We start from the raw sequence: 19,140 nt of genomic DNA, 5'->3' as shown, positions 1-19,140 counted from the left end.
TCCTGCTGCGCGCTGCAGGCCGGCTGTCCGCCCCTAGAATGGCAGCCATGACCTCTCCGCCCGGCCGTCGCTCAGCCCTGCTTCCGGCCCTGCTTCCGGTGCTTCTTCCGGTGCTCCTCGTCGTCTCGGCCTGCTCGGGGCCGCCGCCTGCCCAGGAGCCGACGGGGGAGGCGGCCGAACGTGCGTGGACCATCGCGGTTCCGGACCACGGACTGGACCGGACGGTGGCGCACATCTATTCGCTGGCGCTGAACTCCCGGGAGACCCCTGCGGTGGTGGAGCCCCGCGACGCCGACGTCGGCGATCTCGTCCTGGCCATGGCCGAGGAGCAGGATCCCGGTTACGACATGGTCCTGGCACGGACGCTGCCGCTGGCCGAGCAGCTGCAGGCGGAGGACGACACGGCCGAGGAGGTGGAGCCGGGTCCGTCCGCGGAGGAGCTGCTGGCCGTCGTCGAGTCCCAGCTGGAGGCCCAGGCGCCGGGCACCGAGCTGCTGGAGCCGGCTGCCGCCGTGCTCTCGAACGCCATGGTCATCACCACGGTCACAGCGGAGCAGCATGAGATCGACCTCAGCGCCGAGGCGGACGATCCCGCCTTCGCCGCCGCCTGTGACGAACTGCGCATCGGCATTCGGCAGGACCTGCCGGATCCGGAGCCGCTGCTGGAGGAGCTCTATGACTGTGAGCCGGAGGAGGTCCTCACGGGCACCGAGGCGGAGCTGCTGCATCAGGTGATCACCGCCGAGATCGATGCGGCCATCATCACCGACTCCCATCCGGGCATCCTGGAGCACGCGCTGGTCGCCCTGCAGGACGGGGAACAGGCGTTCGGAGAGGAGCAGCATGTCCCGGTGGTCCACGCCGGGATCTCCGAGGAGATGCCTGATGTGGTGGACCAGATCGCCTCCCGGCTGGACGACGAGGCGATGGTGACCCTACGGCAGCTCATCGACGGCGACGACGGGCTGGACCCGCAGGAGGCCGCTGAGTACTGGCTGGTGGAGGAGAACCTCATCGCCGAGCCGGAGGACTGGGGCTGAGCCTCGCGGAGTGCGCGAGGAGTCTTCAGGGTGTCATCTGCGCCGGGCCGCCCCGCGGTGAGGCAAGATGGGGGAATGCAGGAGTTCGAGGATTTCACCCAGTCGCCCAAGCTTCGGGACGTCCGCTACGACGTCCGCGGCCCGATCGCCCAGGAGGCGGCCCGGCTGGAGCGCGAGGGGCACAGGATCACCCGGCTGAACATCGGCAATCCGGCCCCGTTCGGCTTCGAGGCGCCGGACTCGATCCGGATGACCATGATCAACAACCTGGCGAACGCCCAGGGCTACTCGGACTCGCAGGGGATCTACTCGGCCCGCATCGCGGTGGCCCAGTACTACCAGTCCCGCGGCATGACCGACACCGACCCGGATGACATCTACCTGGGCAACGGGGTCTCCGAGCTGATCACCATGGTGCTGCAGGCGATGCTGGGCCCCGGGGACGAAGTGCTGATCCCCGCTCCGGACTACCCGCTGTGGACCGGTGCGACCACCCTGGCCGGGGGCCGGGCCGTGCACTACGTCTGCGACGAGCAGAACCACTGGTGGCCGGACCCGGAGGAGATCGAGTCGAAGGTCACCGACCGCACCAAGGCCCTGGTGATCATCAACCCGAACAACCCCACTGGGGCGGTGTACCCCCGCCATGTCCTGGAGGCGATGGTGGACATCGCCCGCAGGCACAACCTCATCCTGCTGGCCGATGAGATCTACGAGAACATCACTTTCGACGACGCGGAGATGGTCAACGTCTGCACGCTGGCCGACGACGTCTTCACCATCACGTTCTCCGGACTGTCGAAGACCTGGCGGGTGGCGGGCTTCCGGTCCGGATGGATCTTCGTCTCCGGGCCCACACACCGGGCGAAGAACTATCTGGAGGGCCTGACCCTGCTGATGAACATGCGTATGTGCGCCAATGTGCCGGCCCAGCATGCGATCCAGGCCGCCCTGGGCGGTCACCAGTCCATCGAGGACCTCATCGCCCCGGGTGGGCGGCTCTACGAGCAGCGCACCACGGCGCACCGGCTGCTGGCGGAGATCCCCGGGGTCACCGTGGAGCAGGCGGACGGCGCCCTGTATCTGTTCCCGCGCCTGGACCCGGAGATGTACCCGATCAGCGACGACGAGCAGTTCGTCATCGAGCTGCTGCGGCAGCAGAAGATCCTGGTCTCCCACGGGCGGGCGTTCAACTGGATCGACGACAACCACTTCCGGCTCGTCACCCTGCCCAGCGTGGAGGACCTGGAGGTCGCCATCGCCGGGATCGCCGAGTTCCTGGAGGAGTACCGCACCGCCGCGGCGCGCGGCTGAGAGGCCAGCCATGGGAGACCAGCCCTTCGACGCCGACCCCCGCGGCATCTTCAGAGCCGATCGGTGGGGCTCCCCGCTGAGCCTCGACGACGTCCCCACCCGCCGGCGTCTGGAGTGCTCCGGGAAGAAGGCGCGGGGCCGGAGGCTGCTTGCGGAGCGGGCCGAGGTCCTGGCCGAGGCGCAGGAGCGACTCTGGGCCCATCAGGCGGCCGCGGGTGAGCAGACTCGCCGCGTCGTCATGGACAGACTCGTCCACCGGGCGCCGCGTGGTGAGGCGACGGAGGGGGAGCGCGCCTCCCGGCTGCTCACCGCCGAGGTGACGGGCGCTCTGGACGAGGTGCCGCCAGGACCTCGGGTGCTGCTGGTGCTGCAGGGGATGGACGCCGCCGGCAAGGGCGGCACCGTCAAGCATGTGGTCGGGTCGATGGACCCCCTGGGCGTCTCGGTGGCGGGCTTCGGACGACCGACGGAGGCGGAGCGGCGGGAGCATTTCCTGCGCCGAATCATCCGCCGGCTCCCTGCGCCGGGCCATGTCGGGGTCTTCGACCGGTCGCACTATGAGGACGTGCTGGTCCCGGCGGTCACGGGGACGCTCAGCCCGGAGGCCCTGGCCGAGCGGACCGAGGTCCTGCGGCTGTTCGAGGCGGAGCTGGTCCGCCGCGGCGTGGCCGTGGTGAAGGTGTTCCTGCACCTGTCTCACCAGGAGCAGCTGGAGCGCCTGCTGTCCCGGCTGGACCGGCCGGAGAAGCACTGGAAGTACGATCCCTCCGACGCGGACGCGCGAGCGGATTTCGACCTGTTCCGCACCGTGTACTCGGGGCTGCTGGAGGCCACCGACGCCGACTGGGCGCCCTGGCATGTCGTGCCGGCCGACCGGAAGTGGTACTCCCGGCTGGCGGTCCAGGAGCTGCTGATCGCCACCTTGGAGGACCTGGAGCTGGGGTGGCCGCGGGCCGGGTTCGACATCGAGACCGAGCGGCAGCGCCTGCTGAGCAGCTGAGCGCGACCCAGACCCGCTCCGGCTCAGTCCTGGTCGGGTTCGGCACCCTCCAAGCTGCGGCGGACCTCCTCCAGGCGGGCGGAGGCGCCGTCGAGCCACCGTTCGCACCGGTCGGCCAGCGCCTCGCCGCGCTGCCAGAGGGCGAGCGACTCCTCGAGCGGGGCACCGCCGGTCTCCAGCTTGGTGACCACGGCGATCAGCTCCTCCCGGGCCTGCTCGTAGCTCATCGTCTCGATGTCCTCCAGCTGCGCTCCGGCGAAGCTCTGCCCGGGGTCGTCCCGAGAGTTCTGCCCAGGGTTCTGCTCAGGGTTCTGCCCAGGGTTCTGCTCCGTGCTCTGCGTCATGTGCTGCCTTCTCTCGTTCAGTTCTCGTCCTCGGCCGCGATCACCCGCGCGGTCCGTGCTGTCAGCTCTCCGCGGGCGACCATCACGCGCAGCGGTGCCCCGACGGCGACCGTCTCGGCGTCGCGGACGATCTGCACCCGCCGCGCGCCGTGGGCAGCCCTTCGGCGTCCAGCCGCCGTCGTCGGCATGGGTCTGGACCACCGCATAGCCGCGGTCCAGCGTGGACTGCGGGGAGAGGCCGGTGACCCGGGCCCGGGCCTGACCGACCCAGTCCCGTGCCCGTGCCACGGAGGCCTCCACGGAGACCAGGGCCCGGCGGCGCAGCCCTGTCAGCTCCTCGGCGCGCACCGTGACCATGGTCTCCGGCTGGGCCAGCACCGGCCGGGAGCGCACGGCGCTGAGCCATTCGGCCTCCCGGGCCACCATGCGCTGAACCCCGGTGGACATCCGGGCGCGTGCCTGGGAGATGTTCTCCCGCTCGAGCGCCTCGTCCACCACCAGAAGCTTCGCCGAGCCGGTGGGGGTGGAGGCGCGCACGTCGGCGACCTCGTCGAGCAGGGGACGGTCCGCCTCGTGGCCGATGGCCGAGACCACGGGGGTCCGGGCGGCGGCCACGGCACGGATGAGACGCTCGTCGGAGAACGGCAGGACGACCTCTTCCAGCGCGCCGCCGCCGCGGGCGATCACGATGACGTCCACGTGCGGGTCCGCGTCCAGCTCGGCCAGGGCCGCGGCCACCTCCACCGGGGCGGTGGCCCCTTGGGTGGCGACCTCCCGGATCTCGAACTGCGCGGCGGCCCACCGGGCGTGGGTGTTGCGCAGGATGTCCTTCTTCGCATCCGAGTCCCGGCCGGTGATCAGCCCGATCCGGGCCGGGAGCGCCGGCAGCGGCTTCTTGCGGTCGGCGGCGAACAGCCCCTCGGCGGCCAGCTGCTTCTTCAGCTGCTCCACGCGGGCCAGCAGATCGCCCAGACCCACCGGGCGCATCTGCTGGGTGACCAGGGAGAGCCTGCCGGTCTTCTCATAGAGGTTGGGACGCACCTGGGCCACCACCCGGGAGCCGGGCTGGACCACGCCGTCGAGCCCGGAGGCGACGTTGCGCCAGGCCACCGCGCTGAAGGAGACCTCCTGCTCCAGGTCCCGCAGCGTCATCCACGCATTGCCGTTGCGCAGGGTGAACTCCACCAGCTGGCCCTCCACCCAGGTGGGAGTGACCTTCTCGATGTGCGCCTTGAGCTTCCCGGAGAAGTGGCTCAGCGGCCACGGAGTCTCCGGAGAGGTCTCCCGGCTGTTGGCTGGCATCGCAGAGCGCTGCGGACCGTCCCCGGGGTGTGCCTGGGTCACTGTTCCTCCTCGGACGCCGGTACCATCGGTGCTGCCAGACACTCTACTCATCCCCGCCGACACGTTCCTCCCGGCCGACCGGACTGTGGACGACGCCCCTGGGCTGTCCCGTCCTGTGGAGGAACGCAGTCGGGACGCGGACAGGAGGCTCGTGCGACACCTGCTCAGCACACTGTGCGCCCTGCTCGCCGCCCTGCTGGCGGCGGCCGCGCTCGCCGGAGGCCAAATCGACCAGCTGCTCCGCGAGGAGGAGCCCGTCCGGGAGATCGCCGGAGATCTTCCCGCGCAGGAGCCCTTCGGCGAGGCCGTGGTGGGGCTCCTGGCGGAGGAGCTCACCGGTCAGGACGTCGACGCACTGCCCTCGGGGGTGCGGGACGCCGTCTCCGGGGTCGCCGGATCCCTGCTGCAGGAGGACCGCACCCTCCAGGCCTGGGACGAGACTCTGCAGACCACCCGGGAAGGGGTGGACGCCGAGCTGGACCGGCTGTTCCACGAGGGCGGCACCGGATCCCCCCAGGATCTGGACATCACGCTGGAGCTCAGCCCCGTGGCGGCAGCCATGACCGAGCCCCTGCGCGACGGCCTCGACGGGATCCTCGGCTGGCTGCCGTTCCTCGACGAGTCCAGCTTCGACGCACTGGCCCCTGAAGTGGTCGTCGACCTCGACGCCCTCGCCGAGGACGGCGTGGATCCCTACCCCTGGGCGACCGCCGCCGAGGCGGCCCGCCACTGGCCCATGATCGCCGGGGCCGCCGTCGTGCTGGGTGCGCTGGCGCTGCTGATCGGCGCGGGGAGAGGACGCTGGGCGGCGTTGACGCTGGCCGGGCTGGTCGCCGTGGTGGCGGGGATCTGGATGGCGTTGACCGTGGCCTCCCCGGACATGACCCCGCACCAGCCGGTGCCGGAGGCCGTGGCGGTGCTGCTGGACCATGTGGAGGGACGCTTCACGGACTGGGCCCAGCCGGCCTGGTGGGTCTTCTCCGCCGCAGGAGGCGCCGCCGTCGTGATCGGCCTGCTGGGGGCGGCGGCCACCGGTGCGCGGGGGCGACGTTCCGTGGGTCACGATCCCCTGCACCGGGTCTGATTCCGCGGGGTCCGGCCGGTAGACTGGGCCGCATGACTACCAGTGCGACCACGGAAGCTCCTTCGCGCGCCCGGCACATCTCCGTGCCCACGCCGATGGTGCCGCGCAAGCGCCGCAGCCCGGAGGAGGTGGCCGCCGCATCGTCGTTCTCGGGCGATCGGAAGGTGCTGCTCGCCGCCCCGCGCGGCTACTGCGCAGGAGTGGACCGCGCCGTCGTCGCCGTGGAGAAGGCCCTGGAGCGCTACGGGCCCCCGGTGTACGTGCGCAAGGAGATCGTGCACAACCGCCACGTGGTGGACACGCTCACGGAGAAGGGCGTGATCTTCGTGGAGGAGGCCGACGAGGTCCCCGAGGGTGAGCTGCTGATCTTCTCCGCCCACGGCGTCTCCCCGGCGGTGAAGCAGACCGCCGAGGACCGGAAGCTGCGGACCATCGACGCGACCTGCCCGCTGGTGACCAAGGTCCACCGGGAGGCCGTCCGATTCACCACCAAGGACGACTATCACATCCTGCTCATCGGCCATGACGGGCACGAGGAGGTCGAGGGCACCTTCGGGCATGCGCCGGAGAGCACTACGATCGTCAACGGCCCCTGGGAGGTCGACCAGATCGAGGTCCCGGACCCGGACCGGCTCATCTGGCTCTCGCAGACCACGCTGTCGGTGGACGAGACCATGGAGACCGTGCAGAAGCTCAAGGAGCGGTTCCCGAACCTGCAGGACCCGCCCAGCGATGACATCTGCTACGCCACCTCCAACCGGCAGGCCGCCATCAAGAAGGTGGCCCCGCAGACCGACCTGGTGATCGTGGTGGGCTCGGCGAACTCCTCGAACTCCGTGCGGCTCAAGGAGGTCGCCAAGGAGTACGGGGCCACGCGCGCCGAGCGGGTGGACTTCGCCAACCAGGTGGACGAGGCCTGGTTCCAGGACGCCCAGACCATCGGGGTGACCTCTGGTGCGTCGGTGCCGGAGGTCCTGGTCCAGGACGTGCTGCGGCTGCTGGAGGAGTACGGCTACGACGACGTCGAGGAGGTCGTCACCGCCGAGGAGGACATCATCTTCAGCTTGCCTAAGGAGATCCGCAAGGCGCTCCAGGAGGTCGGGGACGAGTCGAACACGCGCGGGGGCCGCAAGCGCGACTGAGGCAGAACTACCACGGGGTAGAATCTGTGCGGTGCGTCACGGTGTGTGATCTGTGACGCCCTGACGACCTCAGACCAGGAGCGCAGATCGATGATGACCCCGAGTTCCCGTGTCACCGGCGACCACCTGAAGAAGTACGACCCGCAGACCTCTGCCCGCGATCAGCGTGAGCACCTCTCGGTGGGCGCCCGAGCCGAACCCCTGCCGAAGCCGACCTTCCTGCGCCGCATGATCGGCCTGTTCGGCGGACTGCTCGGTGCCGTGCTCATCTACCTGGTGATGCCCGGCGACCTCGAGGTCTGGCCGCGGCTCACCGCCGCCACCGCCGTCCTCATGGCGGTGTGGTGGATGACCGAGGCGATCCCGATCCCGGCCACCGCACTGGTGCCCCTGGTCGTCTTCCCGGTGCTCGTGCCCGCCGCGGAGGCCGGCGACGACCCGGTCACCGTCGACGTCATCGGTGCCAACTACGGGCACAACATCATCTTCCTCTTCATGGGCGGGTTCATGCTGGCCCTGGCCATGCAGCGATGGAACCTGCACCGGCGGATCGCCCTGATGACGCTGCGAGCCATGGGCTCGAAGCCGGCGAACCTCATCGGTGGATTCATGATCGCCACCGCGTTCCTGTCCATGTGGGTCTCCAACACCGCCACCGCCGTGATGATGCTGCCCATCGGCATCTCGGTGCTCATGCTGGTCCACCGCATCACCCAGGGGGAGGACCCTGCCACAGCCTCGGCCGCCGACGCCGACGGCGACGCCGATCCGGGGGAGACGGCCCAGGCGGTGAAGTCCAACTTCGGCACCGCCCTGATGCTGGGCATCGCCTACGCCGCGTCGGTGGGTTCGGTGTCCACGATCATCGGCACCCCGCCGAACGCTCTGCTGGTGGGCCATATGGCCAGCAACCATGACGTCACCATCGGCTTCGGCCAGTGGATGCTGGTGGGTGTGCCGATCGCGATCGTGATGCTGGTGGTGGTGTGGGTGGTCCTCACCCGGTTCCTGTTCCGCCCCGAGATCAAGACCATCCCGGGTGGTGCCGATCTGATCAGCCGCGAGCTGCGCAAGCTGGGCCCGATGAGCTCGGGGGAGCTGCGCGTGCTGCTGATCTTCGTGGCCGCGGCGGTGGCCTGGGTGTTCATCCGTTGGTGTCCGAGCAGCTGATGGGCATGGATGACCCGTTCATCTCCGATGCCGGCATCGCCATGGTGGTGGGGCTGCTGCTGTTTCTGCTGCCCGGTGGGGCTCAGCGTGGGGGCCGTCTGCTGGACTGGGAGTACGCGGCGAAACTGCCGTGGGGCGTGCTGCTGCTCTTCGGCGGCGGGCTCGCGCTGTCCTCGCAGTTCTCTGCCTCCGGCCTGAGCGCCTGGATGGGTGAGCAGATGGAGGGCCTGAACACCGTGCCCGTCTGGGTGCTGGTGCTGCTGGCTGCTGCCGGCGTGCTGATCCTGACGGAGATGACCTCCAACACGGCGACGGCGGCGACGTTCCTGCCGGTGGCCTCCGGCGTCGCGATGGGCACCGGGGTGGACCCGCTGGTGCTCGCAGCCCCGGTGGCGCTGGCCGCCACCTGCGCCTTCATGCTGCCGGTGGCGACCCCGCCGAACGCGATCGCCTACGGTTCCGGGTACGTGACCATCGGACAGATGGTCAAGGGAGGCGTGTGGCTCAACGTCGCCGCCGTCGTCGTCATCACGCTGGTGTCGATGACGCTGCTGCTGTGGGTCTTCGGACTGAGCCTGTGACCTGAGCCTGTGCCGCCCGGAGAAGGGCGGCACAGGCTCACTCCGCGCCGCGAGAGAGCCGCGGGCCGAGGTCGTTGACCTCGGCGTCGACGTGGTCCAACGTCAGGGTCTCGCCGAGGTCCTCCAGCGGAGCCTGCTCGTCGCCGCCGGGCTCGTCCTCGGTCGGGGCGAGCTGCAGCCGACTGATCGTCTCCACCTTCGGCAGCACCTGGCGCTCCATATTGCCGATCAGCTGGTTGTAGGCGCTCACCGCCTGGCGCAGTCGGTTGCCAGTGGCGGAGAGGTGGGTGTTCATCTTGGCCAGGCGACGGTAGAGCTCTCGGGAGTGCTCGACGATCTCGCGGATGTTCTGCGCGAGCCGCTCCTGCCGCCAGGATGTCTCCACCGCCTTGAGCGCGGCGAGCAGCGACGCGGGAGAGACCAGCGAGACGCCGCGCGACAGGGCGTGGTCCAGCAGCTCCGGCTCGGCCTCGAGGGCGGAGGAGAGCAGAGACTCGGCGGGCACGAAGCAGAAGATGACCTCAGGGGAGTGCTCCACCGTGGAGGCATAGTCCTTGGAGGCCAGCACTCCCACATGGTGCCTCAGCGCCTTCGCCTGAGCGGCGGGATCCTCCGGGCTCAGTGGGGCCTTGGCGTCGATGATCAGCTGGCGATTCCCCGGCAGGCGGACCACCATATCCGGTCGGAGCATGGCGCCGTCCCCGCCGGTGCCGGTGTGCTGCTCCACGAAGTCCACATGGGGGATCATCCCGGCGGCCTCCACGATGCGGCGCAGCTGCACCTCGCCCCAGTACCCCCGCGCGGAGGTGGAATGCAGGCTCCCCAGCAGCGTCTGCGTGGAGTCGTAGAGCTTCTGGTCATTGTGCGCGGCCTCGGTGAGCTGCCGGCTCAGCGCGGCATGCTGCGCGGCCCTCTCCTTCTCCAGCTCCTGGATGCGGCGCTGCATCTCGGTGACGCCCTGGCGCACCGGGTGCAGCATCTCCACCAGGGACTCGCGTTCACGGGCGGCTCGGCGTCGTCGTCCCGGCGCTGCTCCAGAGCCTGCAGGCGGGCCTTCGCCGCCTCGGCGTCCAGCTGAGCGGCATGCCACGCCTCCCGCAGCTGATCCCGATCATCGTCCTCCGGCTCCCGGCGCAGTCGGCCCAGCAGCACGACGGCGCCCACCGCCCCGAGGATCACGCCGAGCAGCAGACCGAGGAGAAACAGCAAAGATTCCATGCCCACCAGCATTCCACCCTCCTGTGACAGGTTCAGGGCAACGGCTCGCAGGGGCAGTCGGGGCCGTGCGGCAGATGCGGTCCCACCAGGCGTCCCAGCGGATCGTCGGGGTCCAGGGAGGCCAGCAGAGGGTCGCAGTCCAGGGGAGCCAGCCCATCGATGACGGCGACGGCGCGCGCATCCCGGAGCGCCGTCACGTCGCGTGCCGAAACGCGGGCCGCCAGCCGAGGGGAGTGCTCGAGGTTCAGATGGACCTCCCGGACCAGGTCGGCGTTCGGGAAGAACCAGTGGTACGTCATGGAGGCCGATCCGCTGCTGCTCCGCTGGGCCTGTGTCATCGTTCGAGCATAGAGTGTCCTCGTCACCAGATCCCCATCTTCAGGAGAGCCCTGCCATGATCCGCGTGCTGCTGTGCCGCCACGGTGAGACCGACTGGAACCGCGACCACCGGCTGCAGGGCCGCTCCGACATCTCCCTGGCGTCCTCGGGACAGCGGCAGGCCGCGATCACCGGCGGCTTCGTCAGGGCGCAGAACCCGCTCCAGGGGCACGTCTCCACCCTGGTGCGCACCCAGCAGACCTTCGCGCAGTTCGGACTGGACCTGCAGCCGCGGGTATGGGACGAGCTCATGGAGCAGAACCTCGGGGAGTGGGAGGGCGCCTACGCCGCGGACATCCGTGACCGCGAAGCGGAGGAGTTCGCTGGGTGGCGGGCCGGAACCTACACGCCGGCCGGGGGAGAGTCCCACCAGCAGCTGGCGGAGAGGATGCTCTCCGCCTTCTGCGGAATCGTGCGGGATACCGCGCAGATCGAGCCGACCGCCTCGCCGGACCTGAGCTTCGAGGTGCGCACCGCCGTCGCGGTCAGCCACGGCGCGGCGCTGCGGGTGCTGCTGGAGCATCTGGGCCTGATCGACCGGGCCCAGTCCATCCCCCTGACGCCCGCGTCGGTGACGGTGGTGGACGTGCCGCTGACGCTGGGGCCGGTGTCCAGTTCCCTGCCGAAGGGCGGGCTCGACGACGGCCGCAGCCAGGACCAGGAGTCCGCACAGATCGCCGCACTGACCGATGAACAGATCATCGCGCAGTCCCGGCTGCGGGTGCTGAACCTCTCCCCGGAGCTCCTGAACCCGGCCGCGGAGAGCGTGGCGCTGTAGTTCACGGTTCACCTCGGTCCGTCCAGCGCTCGTCTGAGCGCCGGAAGTCCCGCAGGTGCCGGTTCCGTACGGCGATCCAGCCGATGCCCACCAGGGCCAGCACTCCGCCGCCCACCAAGCTGGCTGGAGCACCCACCAGCTGCGCGACCAGGCCGGCACGGGCGTTGCCCAGATCCGGACCCGCGGCACCGATGACATGCTCCGCCGCGGAGACCCTCCCGCGGCGTGAGTCCGGGGTCACCAGCTGTACGATCGCCCCACGGGTGATCACGCTGACGGTGTCCGCGGCACCGGCGAGGGCCAGACACAGCAGCATCGGCGCCAGGGCGGGGCTGAGGCCGTATCCGATCAGCGCCAGACACCACACCGCTGCCGCCGCGGACTGGATCCGACCGAGCCGCTGACGGCGCACCACCGTCCCGGAGAGCACCCCGGCCAGCAGACCGCCCACGGCTACAGAGGTGGTCATCAGTCCCAGGGTCTCCGGGGCGCCGTCGAGGCGCAGGTCGTTGATCATCGGGAACAGCGAGACCGGCATCACCAGCAGCGTGGCGAACAGGTCGGTGCCGAAGGCGCCCCGCACGGCGCCGGGCCGGCTGACGTGGCGCACACCCTCCCAGGTCATCGCCCAGGGGCGGGCGCCGGACCCTGGAGGCGGAGCCACGCGGGCAGGCGCAGCACCGTCCACCAGGCGACGGTCAGCGCCGCGCCGCACACGCCGAAGCAGGTGGCCAGGCCGAACGCGCCGATCAGGACCCCACCCAGGGCCGGGCCCAGCAGCATCGCCGCCTGCGTCCCCAGGTGCAGCAGCGCGATCCCCGCCGGCAGCTGGGCGGCCTCCAGGAACCGGGCCGGCAGGCTGCGCCGGGAGGCCGCCCCGACCCGGCGCAGAAGGCGTTGCCGGCCACCAGTCCCAGCACCAGAGCCACACCGGAGTGCCCTCCGGGCGCCAGCCCGGGCAACGCCTGCACGGTGAGCCCGAGAGCGGCCAAGAGCTGACCCAGCGTGGTCCAGCGCAGCACCCGGGTCCGGTCGTGGACGTCGGCTGCGGTGCCGCCCAGCAGGGAACCGGCGGTCATCGCCACGGCGGAGACCAGGCCGACCAGGCCGGTGGCCAGTGGGCTGCCGGTCTCCTCCCACACATGGAACAGCACGGCGATGACCGCGAGCTGCGCGGCGAACGCGGAGGCGGTGCCGCCCAGCCAGAGACGCCGGAACGCTGCGGAGTCACGCAATGGGGTCAGGTCCAGGAGACTGCTGCGCATCAGCAGGGCGCCCGCATCAGATCCAGCCCCGCTCCCGGGCGACGCGAGCCGCCCCATACCGGTTCTCCGTCTCCGTCTTGCCGATCGCGGCGGAGAGGTGATTGCGCACGGTGCCGGGGGACAGGTGCAGCTGTTCGGCGATGTGCCGCACCGAGGCCCCGTCGGCCGCGGCGCGAAGCACCTCACGTTCCCGGGCCGTCAGCGGGTCGATGCCGCCGGACAGGGAGTCGGCGGCCAGAGCAGGGTCCACCACCCGGTGTCCCGCGGCCACACGCCGGACCATCTGCGCCAGCTGCTCGGCCGGGGTGTCTTTGACCACGAATCCCGCGGCCCCTGCCTCCATGGCGCGCCGCAGGTACCCGGGCCGACCGAAGGTGGTCACGATCAGGCACCGGCACGCCGCCCCGGAGCCCACGACGGCGGAGGTCGCCTCGATCCCGTCCAGCCCGGGCATCTCGATGTCCAGCAGAGCGACGTCGGGCCGGTGTGCCTGGACGGCTGGCATCACCTCGTCGCCGCGGCCCACCTGGGCCACGACCGCCAGGTCCGGCTCCAGGGACAGCAGGGCGGCGAGTCCGCCTCGCACGAGGTCCTGGTCATCGGCCAGCAGGAGCCGGATCGTCGGGGAAGTCATGACAGGACCACCTCCACCACGGTGCCGGGACGGTCCGGGCGAATCCTGGATTCTCTGAGCTGAAGGTCCGCGCCTGCTCCGGCCGCACGTTCCTTCAGACCACGCAGGCCCTGACCCTGTCCGGCCTCGGTCCCCTCAGCATCACCGGGCAGCCCCACGCCGTCGTCCTCCACCTGGAGCCGCTGGGGCTGGACCCGGATCCGGCAGCATGTCGCCTCCGCATGCCGGACCACGTTGGTGACCGCCTCCCGCAGCGCCCAGGCGAACAGCTCCGCATGGGCGGAGTCAGGCTGCCCTTCGGACGTGACCTCGGCGCTGATGCCCGCAGCGGACAGGGCCTCCCGCGCGGAGTCCAGCTCGGCCTCCAGCCGCGGAGTGCGCAGCCGGGCCACCGTGGAGCGGACCTGGCCCAAGGACTCACGGGCCAAGGCGTCGATGCGCTGGACCTCCTCCCGGGCCTGGGCCGGGTCGCGGTCGATGAGCCGGGCCGCCAGCTGGGCACGGATGGACAGCACGGTCAGGGAGTGGCCCAGCACATCGTGCACATCCCGGGCGATCGCGTCCCGCTCCGCCGCGCGCCGCAGCTCCTCCTCGGCGGCCTGCTGCCGATGCTCCATGCTGTCCGCCAACCGGATCAGCACGATGAACAGCACACCCAGGCCCGTGCCGAGGATCGGCCACAGCGACGCCGCAAAGGGCAGACAGGCCAGGGCGGCGAGCACCCACACGGCGATCCCGCTGAGCACCCCGGGGCGTACCGGCAGAGCGAAGACCAGGGACGCCGTCAGGAAGGGGGCGAAGGAGATCGCCGCATATCCGGCTGCCGGGAGGGTGGCCGCCGCGAGCAGGCCCAGGATGATCACGATGAGCACTGTCCGACGCACCCCCGCTGGGGATTCCAACGCCGGGACATCGCGCCAGAAGTGGGCGATGTAGATGCCGATGAAGACGGCCGTGGCGCCGAGGGCGAGAAGCCTCGCGCCGGGGGAGACCTCAGGGTCGAATGCGTAGGCCACAGGGAGGCTCAGGAACACCAGCCAGATGCCGGCGTAGAGCAGCCGGTAGATGCGAATCCCCATGGCACCATCCTGCCCCATCATGCCAAGACCCCTCTCCGCCCCGCCGCCGGTCAGCGGCGGGAGGTCCGGCGTCGCTGCAGCAACAGGCAGGCGGTACCGAAGATGATCGTCCAGGCCAGCACGTTCGCCAGCACGGCCCACAGCGGGTCGGTCTCACCCATCGCCCCCATGGAGATCAGGTCCCCGTCGGTGAGCGGGTACCGGGCCAGCGCCACCACTCCGTACATCGGGGTGAACCGGCCGATGTCCAGCAGGACTCCGTCCAGCGGCATGAACGCATTGCCCAGGAAACTGAAGATCACCAGCAGTCCCGTGGCGGCGCCGACGGCGGCGTCGGAGCGGAAGCTCAGGCCGATGGCCAGCCCATAGAGCGCGAACGGCAGGGAGCCGAGCACGGTGAGTGCGGCCGTGGCCAGCCACACCCCCGGCGGCATGTCCGCCACGGTGAGGATGCCGACGACGTTGAGCACCACCACCGGAAGCACCGCGATGCCGACGGCGACCACTGACTTCGCCACCACGAAGGCGCCGTGCGGCATGGCGGTCAGCGCCAGCTGGCGCCCCCAGCCCTGCTGGATCTCCAGGGCTGCGGCCCCGGCCATGGAGGTGGTGGCCATCGCCGCGCCGTAGGAGGCGATCGCGATCATCGTCCACGCGCTGACATTGCCTTCACCCACCGGATTGTCCGACCAGTCCATGGTGGTGCCGAAGAACAGGAACAGCGCAGTCGGCAGCACGATCACGAAGAAGCTGTTTCCGATGTTGCGCAGGTTCCGCCAGAAGTCCAGAGCGATGTACCGCCCCAGTCGGTAGTGCCCGCTCATGCCGGCACCTCCTCAGATGCGGCGTTCTCCGATGCAGCGTCCTCGGACGCGGGGTCCTCGGTCAGCAGCCGGAAGGCCTCCTCCAAGCTCGCCGGGCGGACCGTCAGACCGTGAGCCCCGGTCCGGGTGAGCAGGTGCCTGGCCAGGGCGTCGGCGTCGTCGGTGCGGAAGCTGATGCGCTGTCCCTCAGAGGTCACGGACAGTACGTGCGGGACCGCCTCGAGCTCCTCCGGCGTGGGCGTCCAGACGACGCCCACATGGGCGGCCCCGGCCCGGGAGCGGACCTCGTCGGTGGGCCCATCGGCGAGCACTCGCCCGCGGTCCATCAGCACGGTGCGTCGGGCGAACTGCTCGGCCTCCTCCAGGTAGTGCGTGGCGAAGATGACCGTGGCGCCGTCGTCGGCCTGCGTACGCATCCGGGCCCAGAACTCATGCCGGGCGGAGACGTCCATGCCAGCGGTGGGTTCATCCAGGATGATGATCTCCGGACGGGGGAGCAGCGCGAGGGCGAACCGCAGGCGCTGCTGCTGCCCGCCCGAACATTTGCCCACGGGCCGGGAGGCGAACGGCCGGACCCCGGCGATGTCCATGACCTCGTCGACATCGGCCGGGTCCCGGTGCAGGGCGGCGACCATGCGCACGGTCTCCGCGGCGGTGAGGTCGGGCAGCAGCCCCCCGGTCTGGAGCAGGGCGGAGAGCCGACCCGACTGGACGGCGGCCCGCGGGGTGTCGTCGTCGACCAGCACCTGGCCGGATTCCGGGACAGTGAGGCCCAGCAGAGTGTCCAGCAGCGTGGTCTTGCCGGCCCCGTTGGGGCCCAGTAGGGCGAGGACCTCGCCGCGGGTGACGGACAGGTCGACGCCGTCGAGCGCCTGAGTGCGGCCCCCGGCGCCGTCGGGGAACGACATGGAGACGCCCCGGGCGGAGATGATGGCGGTGTTCATGCCATCAGTCTCGCCCGGGGCGTCGCGAAGATCATAGGGACGATGTCATCGATGCCCCATGACAGATGTCAGCGGGAGGCCTTCACCAGGTCGGCGCAGCGCTCGCCGATCATCATCGTGGTGATGTTCGGGTTCACCGTGGTCAGCTCCGGCATCACCGAGGCGTCGGCCACGCGCAGGCCCGTCACGCCCTTGACCCGCAGCTCGGGGTCCAGCGGGGACATCTCGTCCTGCACCGCGCCCATCCGGACGGTGCCGGCCGGGTGGTAGACCGTGTTGTGCGTGCGACGCACGTAGTCGGCGATCTCCTCGTCGGTCTGCACGTCCTTGCCCGGGTAGAGCTCATCACCGGCCCAGTCGGCCATGGCCGGCTGGGAGACGATCTGCCGGGCCAGCTTGATGCCTTCCACGGCCACGCGCATGTCGTGGCCCTCCGCGTCGGTGAAGTACCGCGGGTCCACCTTCGGCTTGTCCCGGAAGTCGCGGGAGCGCAGGCGCACCGTGCCACGGGACTTCGCGTGGGTGATGTTCGGGGTCAGGCAGAAGGTGTTCTCGCTGGTGGGGTAGCCCTGCCGCAGCGTGTGCATGTCGAAGGGCACCGAGCCGTAGTGCATCATCAGGTCCGGACGCCCGGGCTTGTCGGAGGGGACGTCGGTGCCTTCGCGGGTGTCGGCGAAGATCCCGATCTCCCACCACTGGTAGCCCTCGGTGATCATCGGCTGCTTGGCGTCCCAGCCGATCACGGCCTCGGGGTGGTCCTGCAGGTGCTCACCCACCCCGGGGGAGTCCACGAGAGCCTCGATGCCATGCTCGGCCAGGTGCTCGGCCGGGCCGATGCCGGAGAGCATGAGCAGCTTCGGGGAGTCGATGGCCCCGGCCGAGACGATGACCTCCCGGTTCGCGGTGATGGTCTCTCCGCGGCCGAACGCGTTGGCGACGATCTCCACGCCGGTGGCGCGCTTGTCGTCGTCGATCAGGATCTTCCGCACCCAGCTGTCGGTGAGGACGGTCAGGTTCTCCCGTTCCAGGATCGGGTGCAGGTAGGACACCGACGACGACGCGCGGGTGCCGTCCTGCTGCCGGTTTATCTGGAAGAAGTTCGCGCCCTTGACCACGGTCTCGCCGGAGTTGAACTCGGTGCGCGGGATGCCGGCCTGCTCGCAGGCGTCGAGCAGGGCCACGCCGCAGGGGTCGTGCGGCGGGATGGTCATCAGGTGCACCGGGCCGGAGCGACCGTGGTGGTCGCCCGGTGCGTCGTTGGTCTCCAGACGCTGGAACAACGGGTAGGTGGACTCGGCGTTCCACCCGGCGGCGCCCAGCTGCTCCCACTCGTCCATGTCCTCCTTGGGCGCCCAGAAGGCGATGCAGGAGTTGTGGGAGGAGCATCCGCCCAGCACCTTGGCGCGGGCGTGCCGCATGAAGGAGTTGCCCTTGGCCTGCTCCTCGATGGGGTAGTCCCAGTCATAGCCGGACTCGAGCAGCTCCATCCAGCGGTTGAGCTGCAGCACCACGTCCTTGTCGGTGTCGGTCGGGCCGGCCTCCAGCAGGGCCACGGTCACGTCGGCGTCCTCGCTGAGGCGGGCGGCGACGGCGGCGCCGGCGGATCCGCCGCCGACGACGACGTAGTCGAAGGTCTTCTCAGTCACGAAGGTCTCCTCACTCACTTCTCGGGCATGGAGAACCAGCCGGAGACGGCCGGTTCGGTGTTCTGGTAGATGTGCTTGGCCTCGCGGTACTCGTCCAGGCCGGCGTGGCCGAGCTCACGGCCGATGCCGGACTGCTTGAAGCCGCCCCACTCGGCCTGCGGCAGGTAGGGGTGGTAGTCGTTGATCCAGATGGTGCCGTGGCGCAGCCGGGAGGAGACTCGGTGGGCACGGCCGGCGTCGGAGGTCCACACCGCGCCGGCGAGGCCGTAGTTCGTGTCGTTCGCGGTGGTGATGGCCTCTTCCTCGGTGGTGAAGGTCTCCACGGTGATCACCGGGCCGAAGGCCTCCTCGATGACCACGCTCATGCCGCGGCGGACGTCGGTGAGCACTGTGGGGGCGTAGAAGTAGCCCTCCTTATGCTCCTCCCCGCCCCAGTGGCCGCCGGTGCGCAGGGTCGCGCCTTCCTCGACGCCGCGGGTGACGTAGTCGGTGACCTTGTCGCGGTGCTCCGCGGAGATCAGCGGACCGGTCTCGGCCTGTTCGTCGAAGGGGCCGCCCATGCGGATGTTCTCCGCGCGGCGGACCAGCTCGTCCACGAACTTCTCGGCGATGGACTCCTCGACGATGAGTCGGCTGCCGGCGGAGCAGACCAGCCCGGAGTCCAGGAAGCCCGCGTTCAGGGCGTTGTCGACGGCGGCGTCGAAGTCGGCGTCGGCGAAGACCACGTTGGGGTTCTTCCCACCCAGCTCCAGGGCGACCTTCTTGACCGTCTCCGAGGCCGCGGCGGCGATCTTCCGGCCCGTGACCAGTCCACCGGTGAAGGAGATGAGGTCCACGTCCGGGTGCGAGGCCAGCGGGGCGCCGGCGGCGGCGCCGGCACCGGTGACCAGGTTCGCCACACCGGCCGGCAGCCCGAGCTTGTCCAGGACGTCCATGATCAGGATGGCGGTGTGCGGGGTCAGCTCAGCGGGCTTGAGGACGAACGTGTTGCCGGCGGCCAGGGCGGGGGCGATCTTCCAGGCGGCCTGCAGCAGCGGGAAGTTCCAGGGGGTGATCATGCCGCAGACGCCCACCGGCTCGTAGACCACCTTGGAGATGACCGTCGGGTCCCCGGCGTCGACGAGGCGCCCCGGGTCGGAGTCCGCAAGCTTCCCGAAGTGCTTGAAGCAGCCGATGATGTCGTCCATGTCGATCTCGGCCTCGACCAGGCGCTTGCCGGTGTCCAGGGCCTCGGCCCGGGCGAACTCGTCCTTGCGCTCGGTCATCCGCCGCGGCGGACCGCGAGCAGCAGCTCTCGCGACTGGGCCGCGGGGGTGTCGGCCCATTCGCGGGAGCGAAGGCCGGCGCGCCGCGGC

The 19,140-nt window shown here is 70.4% G+C and carries 17 protein-coding genes and 2 pseudogenes; 7 read left to right on the top strand and 12 right to left on the bottom strand.

Translation table 11 applies throughout. From position 1 onward, the window contains the following. Nucleotides 1-47 precede the first annotated feature (47 nt). From BCY76_RS08590 to BCY76_RS08580, 3 genes are all read left to right on the top strand, one after another. On the top strand, nucleotides 48-1,040 hold the full coding sequence (locus tag BCY76_RS08590) for a glycine betaine ABC transporter substrate-binding protein (RefSeq protein WP_070159818.1): 993 nt from the start codon (nucleotides 48-50) through the stop codon (nucleotides 1,038-1,040). A gap of 75 nt (nucleotides 1,041-1,115) precedes the next feature. After that, complete coding sequence (locus BCY76_RS08585) at nucleotides 1,116-2,354, top strand: pyridoxal phosphate-dependent aminotransferase (protein ID WP_070159819.1); 1,239 nt, start codon at nucleotides 1,116-1,118, stop codon at nucleotides 2,352-2,354. Nucleotides 2,355-2,364: 10 nt separating this feature from the next. Continuing rightward, nucleotides 2,365-3,354: a PPK2 family polyphosphate kinase gene (locus BCY76_RS08580; RefSeq protein ID WP_070159821.1), complete on the top strand. Its 990-nt coding sequence runs from the start codon at nucleotides 2,365-2,367 to the stop codon at nucleotides 3,352-3,354. A gap of 23 nt (nucleotides 3,355-3,377) precedes the next feature. Here the strand turns inward: BCY76_RS08580 and xseA are convergent, their stop codons facing one another. After that, a complete protein-coding gene (gene xseA / locus BCY76_RS08570) occupies nucleotides 3,378-5,042 on the bottom strand; it encodes an exodeoxyribonuclease VII large subunit (protein ID WP_237090055.1) in 1,665 nt (554 codons plus the stop codon). A gap of 151 nt (nucleotides 5,043-5,193) precedes the next feature. Here xseA and BCY76_RS08565 point away from each other — a divergent pair, with 151 nt between their 5' ends. The 3 genes and pseudogenes from BCY76_RS08565 (at nucleotide 5,194) to BCY76_RS08555 (ending at nucleotide 9,019) form a co-directional block, all read left to right on the top strand. Continuing rightward, entirely contained in the window at nucleotides 5,194-6,126 is a 933-nt protein-coding gene (locus BCY76_RS08565) for a hypothetical protein (protein ID WP_070159823.1), read from the top strand. A 32-nt stretch (nucleotides 6,127-6,158) separates the two neighbouring features. Further along, nucleotides 6,159-7,268: a 4-hydroxy-3-methylbut-2-enyl diphosphate reductase gene (locus BCY76_RS08560; RefSeq protein WP_070159824.1), complete on the top strand. Its 1,110-nt coding sequence runs from the start codon at nucleotides 6,159-6,161 to the stop codon at nucleotides 7,266-7,268. Nucleotides 7,269-7,361: 93 nt separating this feature from the next. After that, nucleotides 7,362-9,019, top strand: a pseudogene (locus BCY76_RS08555) (SLC13 family permease). A gap of 37 nt (nucleotides 9,020-9,056) precedes the next feature. Here BCY76_RS08555 and BCY76_RS08550 read toward each other — a convergent pair. Genes BCY76_RS08550 through BCY76_RS08545 form a run of 3 tightly spaced genes read right to left on the bottom strand, consistent with a single transcriptional unit; the run spans nucleotide 9,057 to nucleotide 10,575 of the window. Continuing rightward, nucleotides 9,057-9,998: a DNA recombination protein RmuC gene (locus BCY76_RS08550; RefSeq protein ID WP_139827697.1), complete on the bottom strand. Its 942-nt coding sequence runs from the start codon at nucleotides 9,996-9,998 to the stop codon at nucleotides 9,057-9,059. Continuing rightward, on the bottom strand, nucleotides 9,908-10,237 hold the full coding sequence (locus tag BCY76_RS17530; protein WP_139827696.1) for a hypothetical protein: 330 nt from the start codon (nucleotides 10,235-10,237) through the stop codon (nucleotides 9,908-9,910). Before BCY76_RS17530 ends, BCY76_RS08550 begins: the two co-directional genes overlap by 91 nt. 32 nt (nucleotides 10,238-10,269) lie before the next feature. Further along, nucleotides 10,270-10,575 carry a hypothetical protein gene (locus tag BCY76_RS08545; protein WP_070159828.1) on the bottom strand — a complete coding sequence of 102 codons (306 nt, stop codon included), beginning with the start codon at nucleotides 10,573-10,575 and terminating at the stop codon, nucleotides 10,270-10,272. A 56-nt stretch (nucleotides 10,576-10,631) separates the two neighbouring features. On the opposite strand from BCY76_RS08545, the gene BCY76_RS08540 reads away from it, so the two are divergent. Beyond that, nucleotides 10,632-11,393 (top strand): histidine phosphatase family protein, encoded by a 762-nt coding sequence (locus tag BCY76_RS08540; protein ID WP_070159830.1) that lies wholly within the window; start codon nucleotides 10,632-10,634, stop codon nucleotides 11,391-11,393. 1 nt (nucleotide 11,394) lies between these two features. Here BCY76_RS08540 and BCY76_RS18560 read toward each other — a convergent pair whose 3' ends face one another. The 8 genes and pseudogenes from BCY76_RS18560 to BCY76_RS08505 all read right to left on the bottom strand — a co-directional run. After that, nucleotides 11,395-12,057, bottom strand: a complete 663-nt coding sequence (locus BCY76_RS18560) for an MFS transporter (RefSeq protein WP_201791101.1) — start codon at nucleotides 12,055-12,057, stop codon at nucleotides 11,395-11,397. Between the two features lie 85 nt (nucleotides 12,058-12,142). Beyond that, a complete protein-coding gene (locus BCY76_RS18555; RefSeq protein ID WP_237090054.1) occupies nucleotides 12,143-12,658 on the bottom strand; it encodes an MFS transporter in 516 nt (171 codons plus the stop codon). A 16-nt stretch (nucleotides 12,659-12,674) separates the two neighbouring features. Continuing rightward, nucleotides 12,675-13,292 carry a response regulator transcription factor gene (locus BCY76_RS08530; RefSeq protein WP_070159832.1) on the bottom strand — a complete coding sequence of 206 codons (618 nt, stop codon included), beginning with the start codon at nucleotides 13,290-13,292 and terminating at the stop codon, nucleotides 12,675-12,677. After that, on the bottom strand, nucleotides 13,289-14,371 hold the full coding sequence (locus BCY76_RS08525; RefSeq protein WP_170922634.1) for a sensor histidine kinase: 1,083 nt from the start codon (nucleotides 14,369-14,371) through the stop codon (nucleotides 13,289-13,291). The genes BCY76_RS08530 and BCY76_RS08525 overlap by 4 nt, the downstream gene beginning before the upstream one ends. A gap of 50 nt (nucleotides 14,372-14,421) precedes the next feature. After that, entirely contained in the window at nucleotides 14,422-15,195 is a 774-nt protein-coding gene (locus BCY76_RS08520; RefSeq protein ID WP_070159836.1) for an ABC transporter permease, read from the bottom strand. Then, nucleotides 15,192-16,139, bottom strand: coding sequence for an ABC transporter ATP-binding protein (locus BCY76_RS08515; RefSeq protein WP_070159838.1), 948 nt, complete (start codon nucleotides 16,137-16,139; stop codon nucleotides 15,192-15,194). The genes BCY76_RS08520 and BCY76_RS08515 overlap by 4 nt, the downstream gene beginning before the upstream one ends. A gap of 68 nt (nucleotides 16,140-16,207) precedes the next feature. Further along, nucleotides 16,208-17,785 carry a GMC family oxidoreductase gene (locus BCY76_RS08510; RefSeq protein WP_070159840.1) on the bottom strand — a complete coding sequence of 526 codons (1,578 nt, stop codon included), beginning with the start codon at nucleotides 17,783-17,785 and terminating at the stop codon, nucleotides 16,208-16,210. A 14-nt stretch (nucleotides 17,786-17,799) separates the two neighbouring features. Continuing rightward, nucleotides 17,800-19,140 (bottom strand): annotated as a pseudogene (locus BCY76_RS08505) (aldehyde dehydrogenase family protein); the annotation flags it as partial.

It is taken from the genome of Nesterenkonia sp. PF2B19 (assembly GCF_001758425.2).
Classification (GTDB): domain Bacteria; phylum Actinomycetota; class Actinomycetes; order Actinomycetales; family Micrococcaceae; genus Nesterenkonia; species Nesterenkonia aethiopica.
This window is presented reverse-complemented; position numbering and strand designations above follow the sequence as displayed.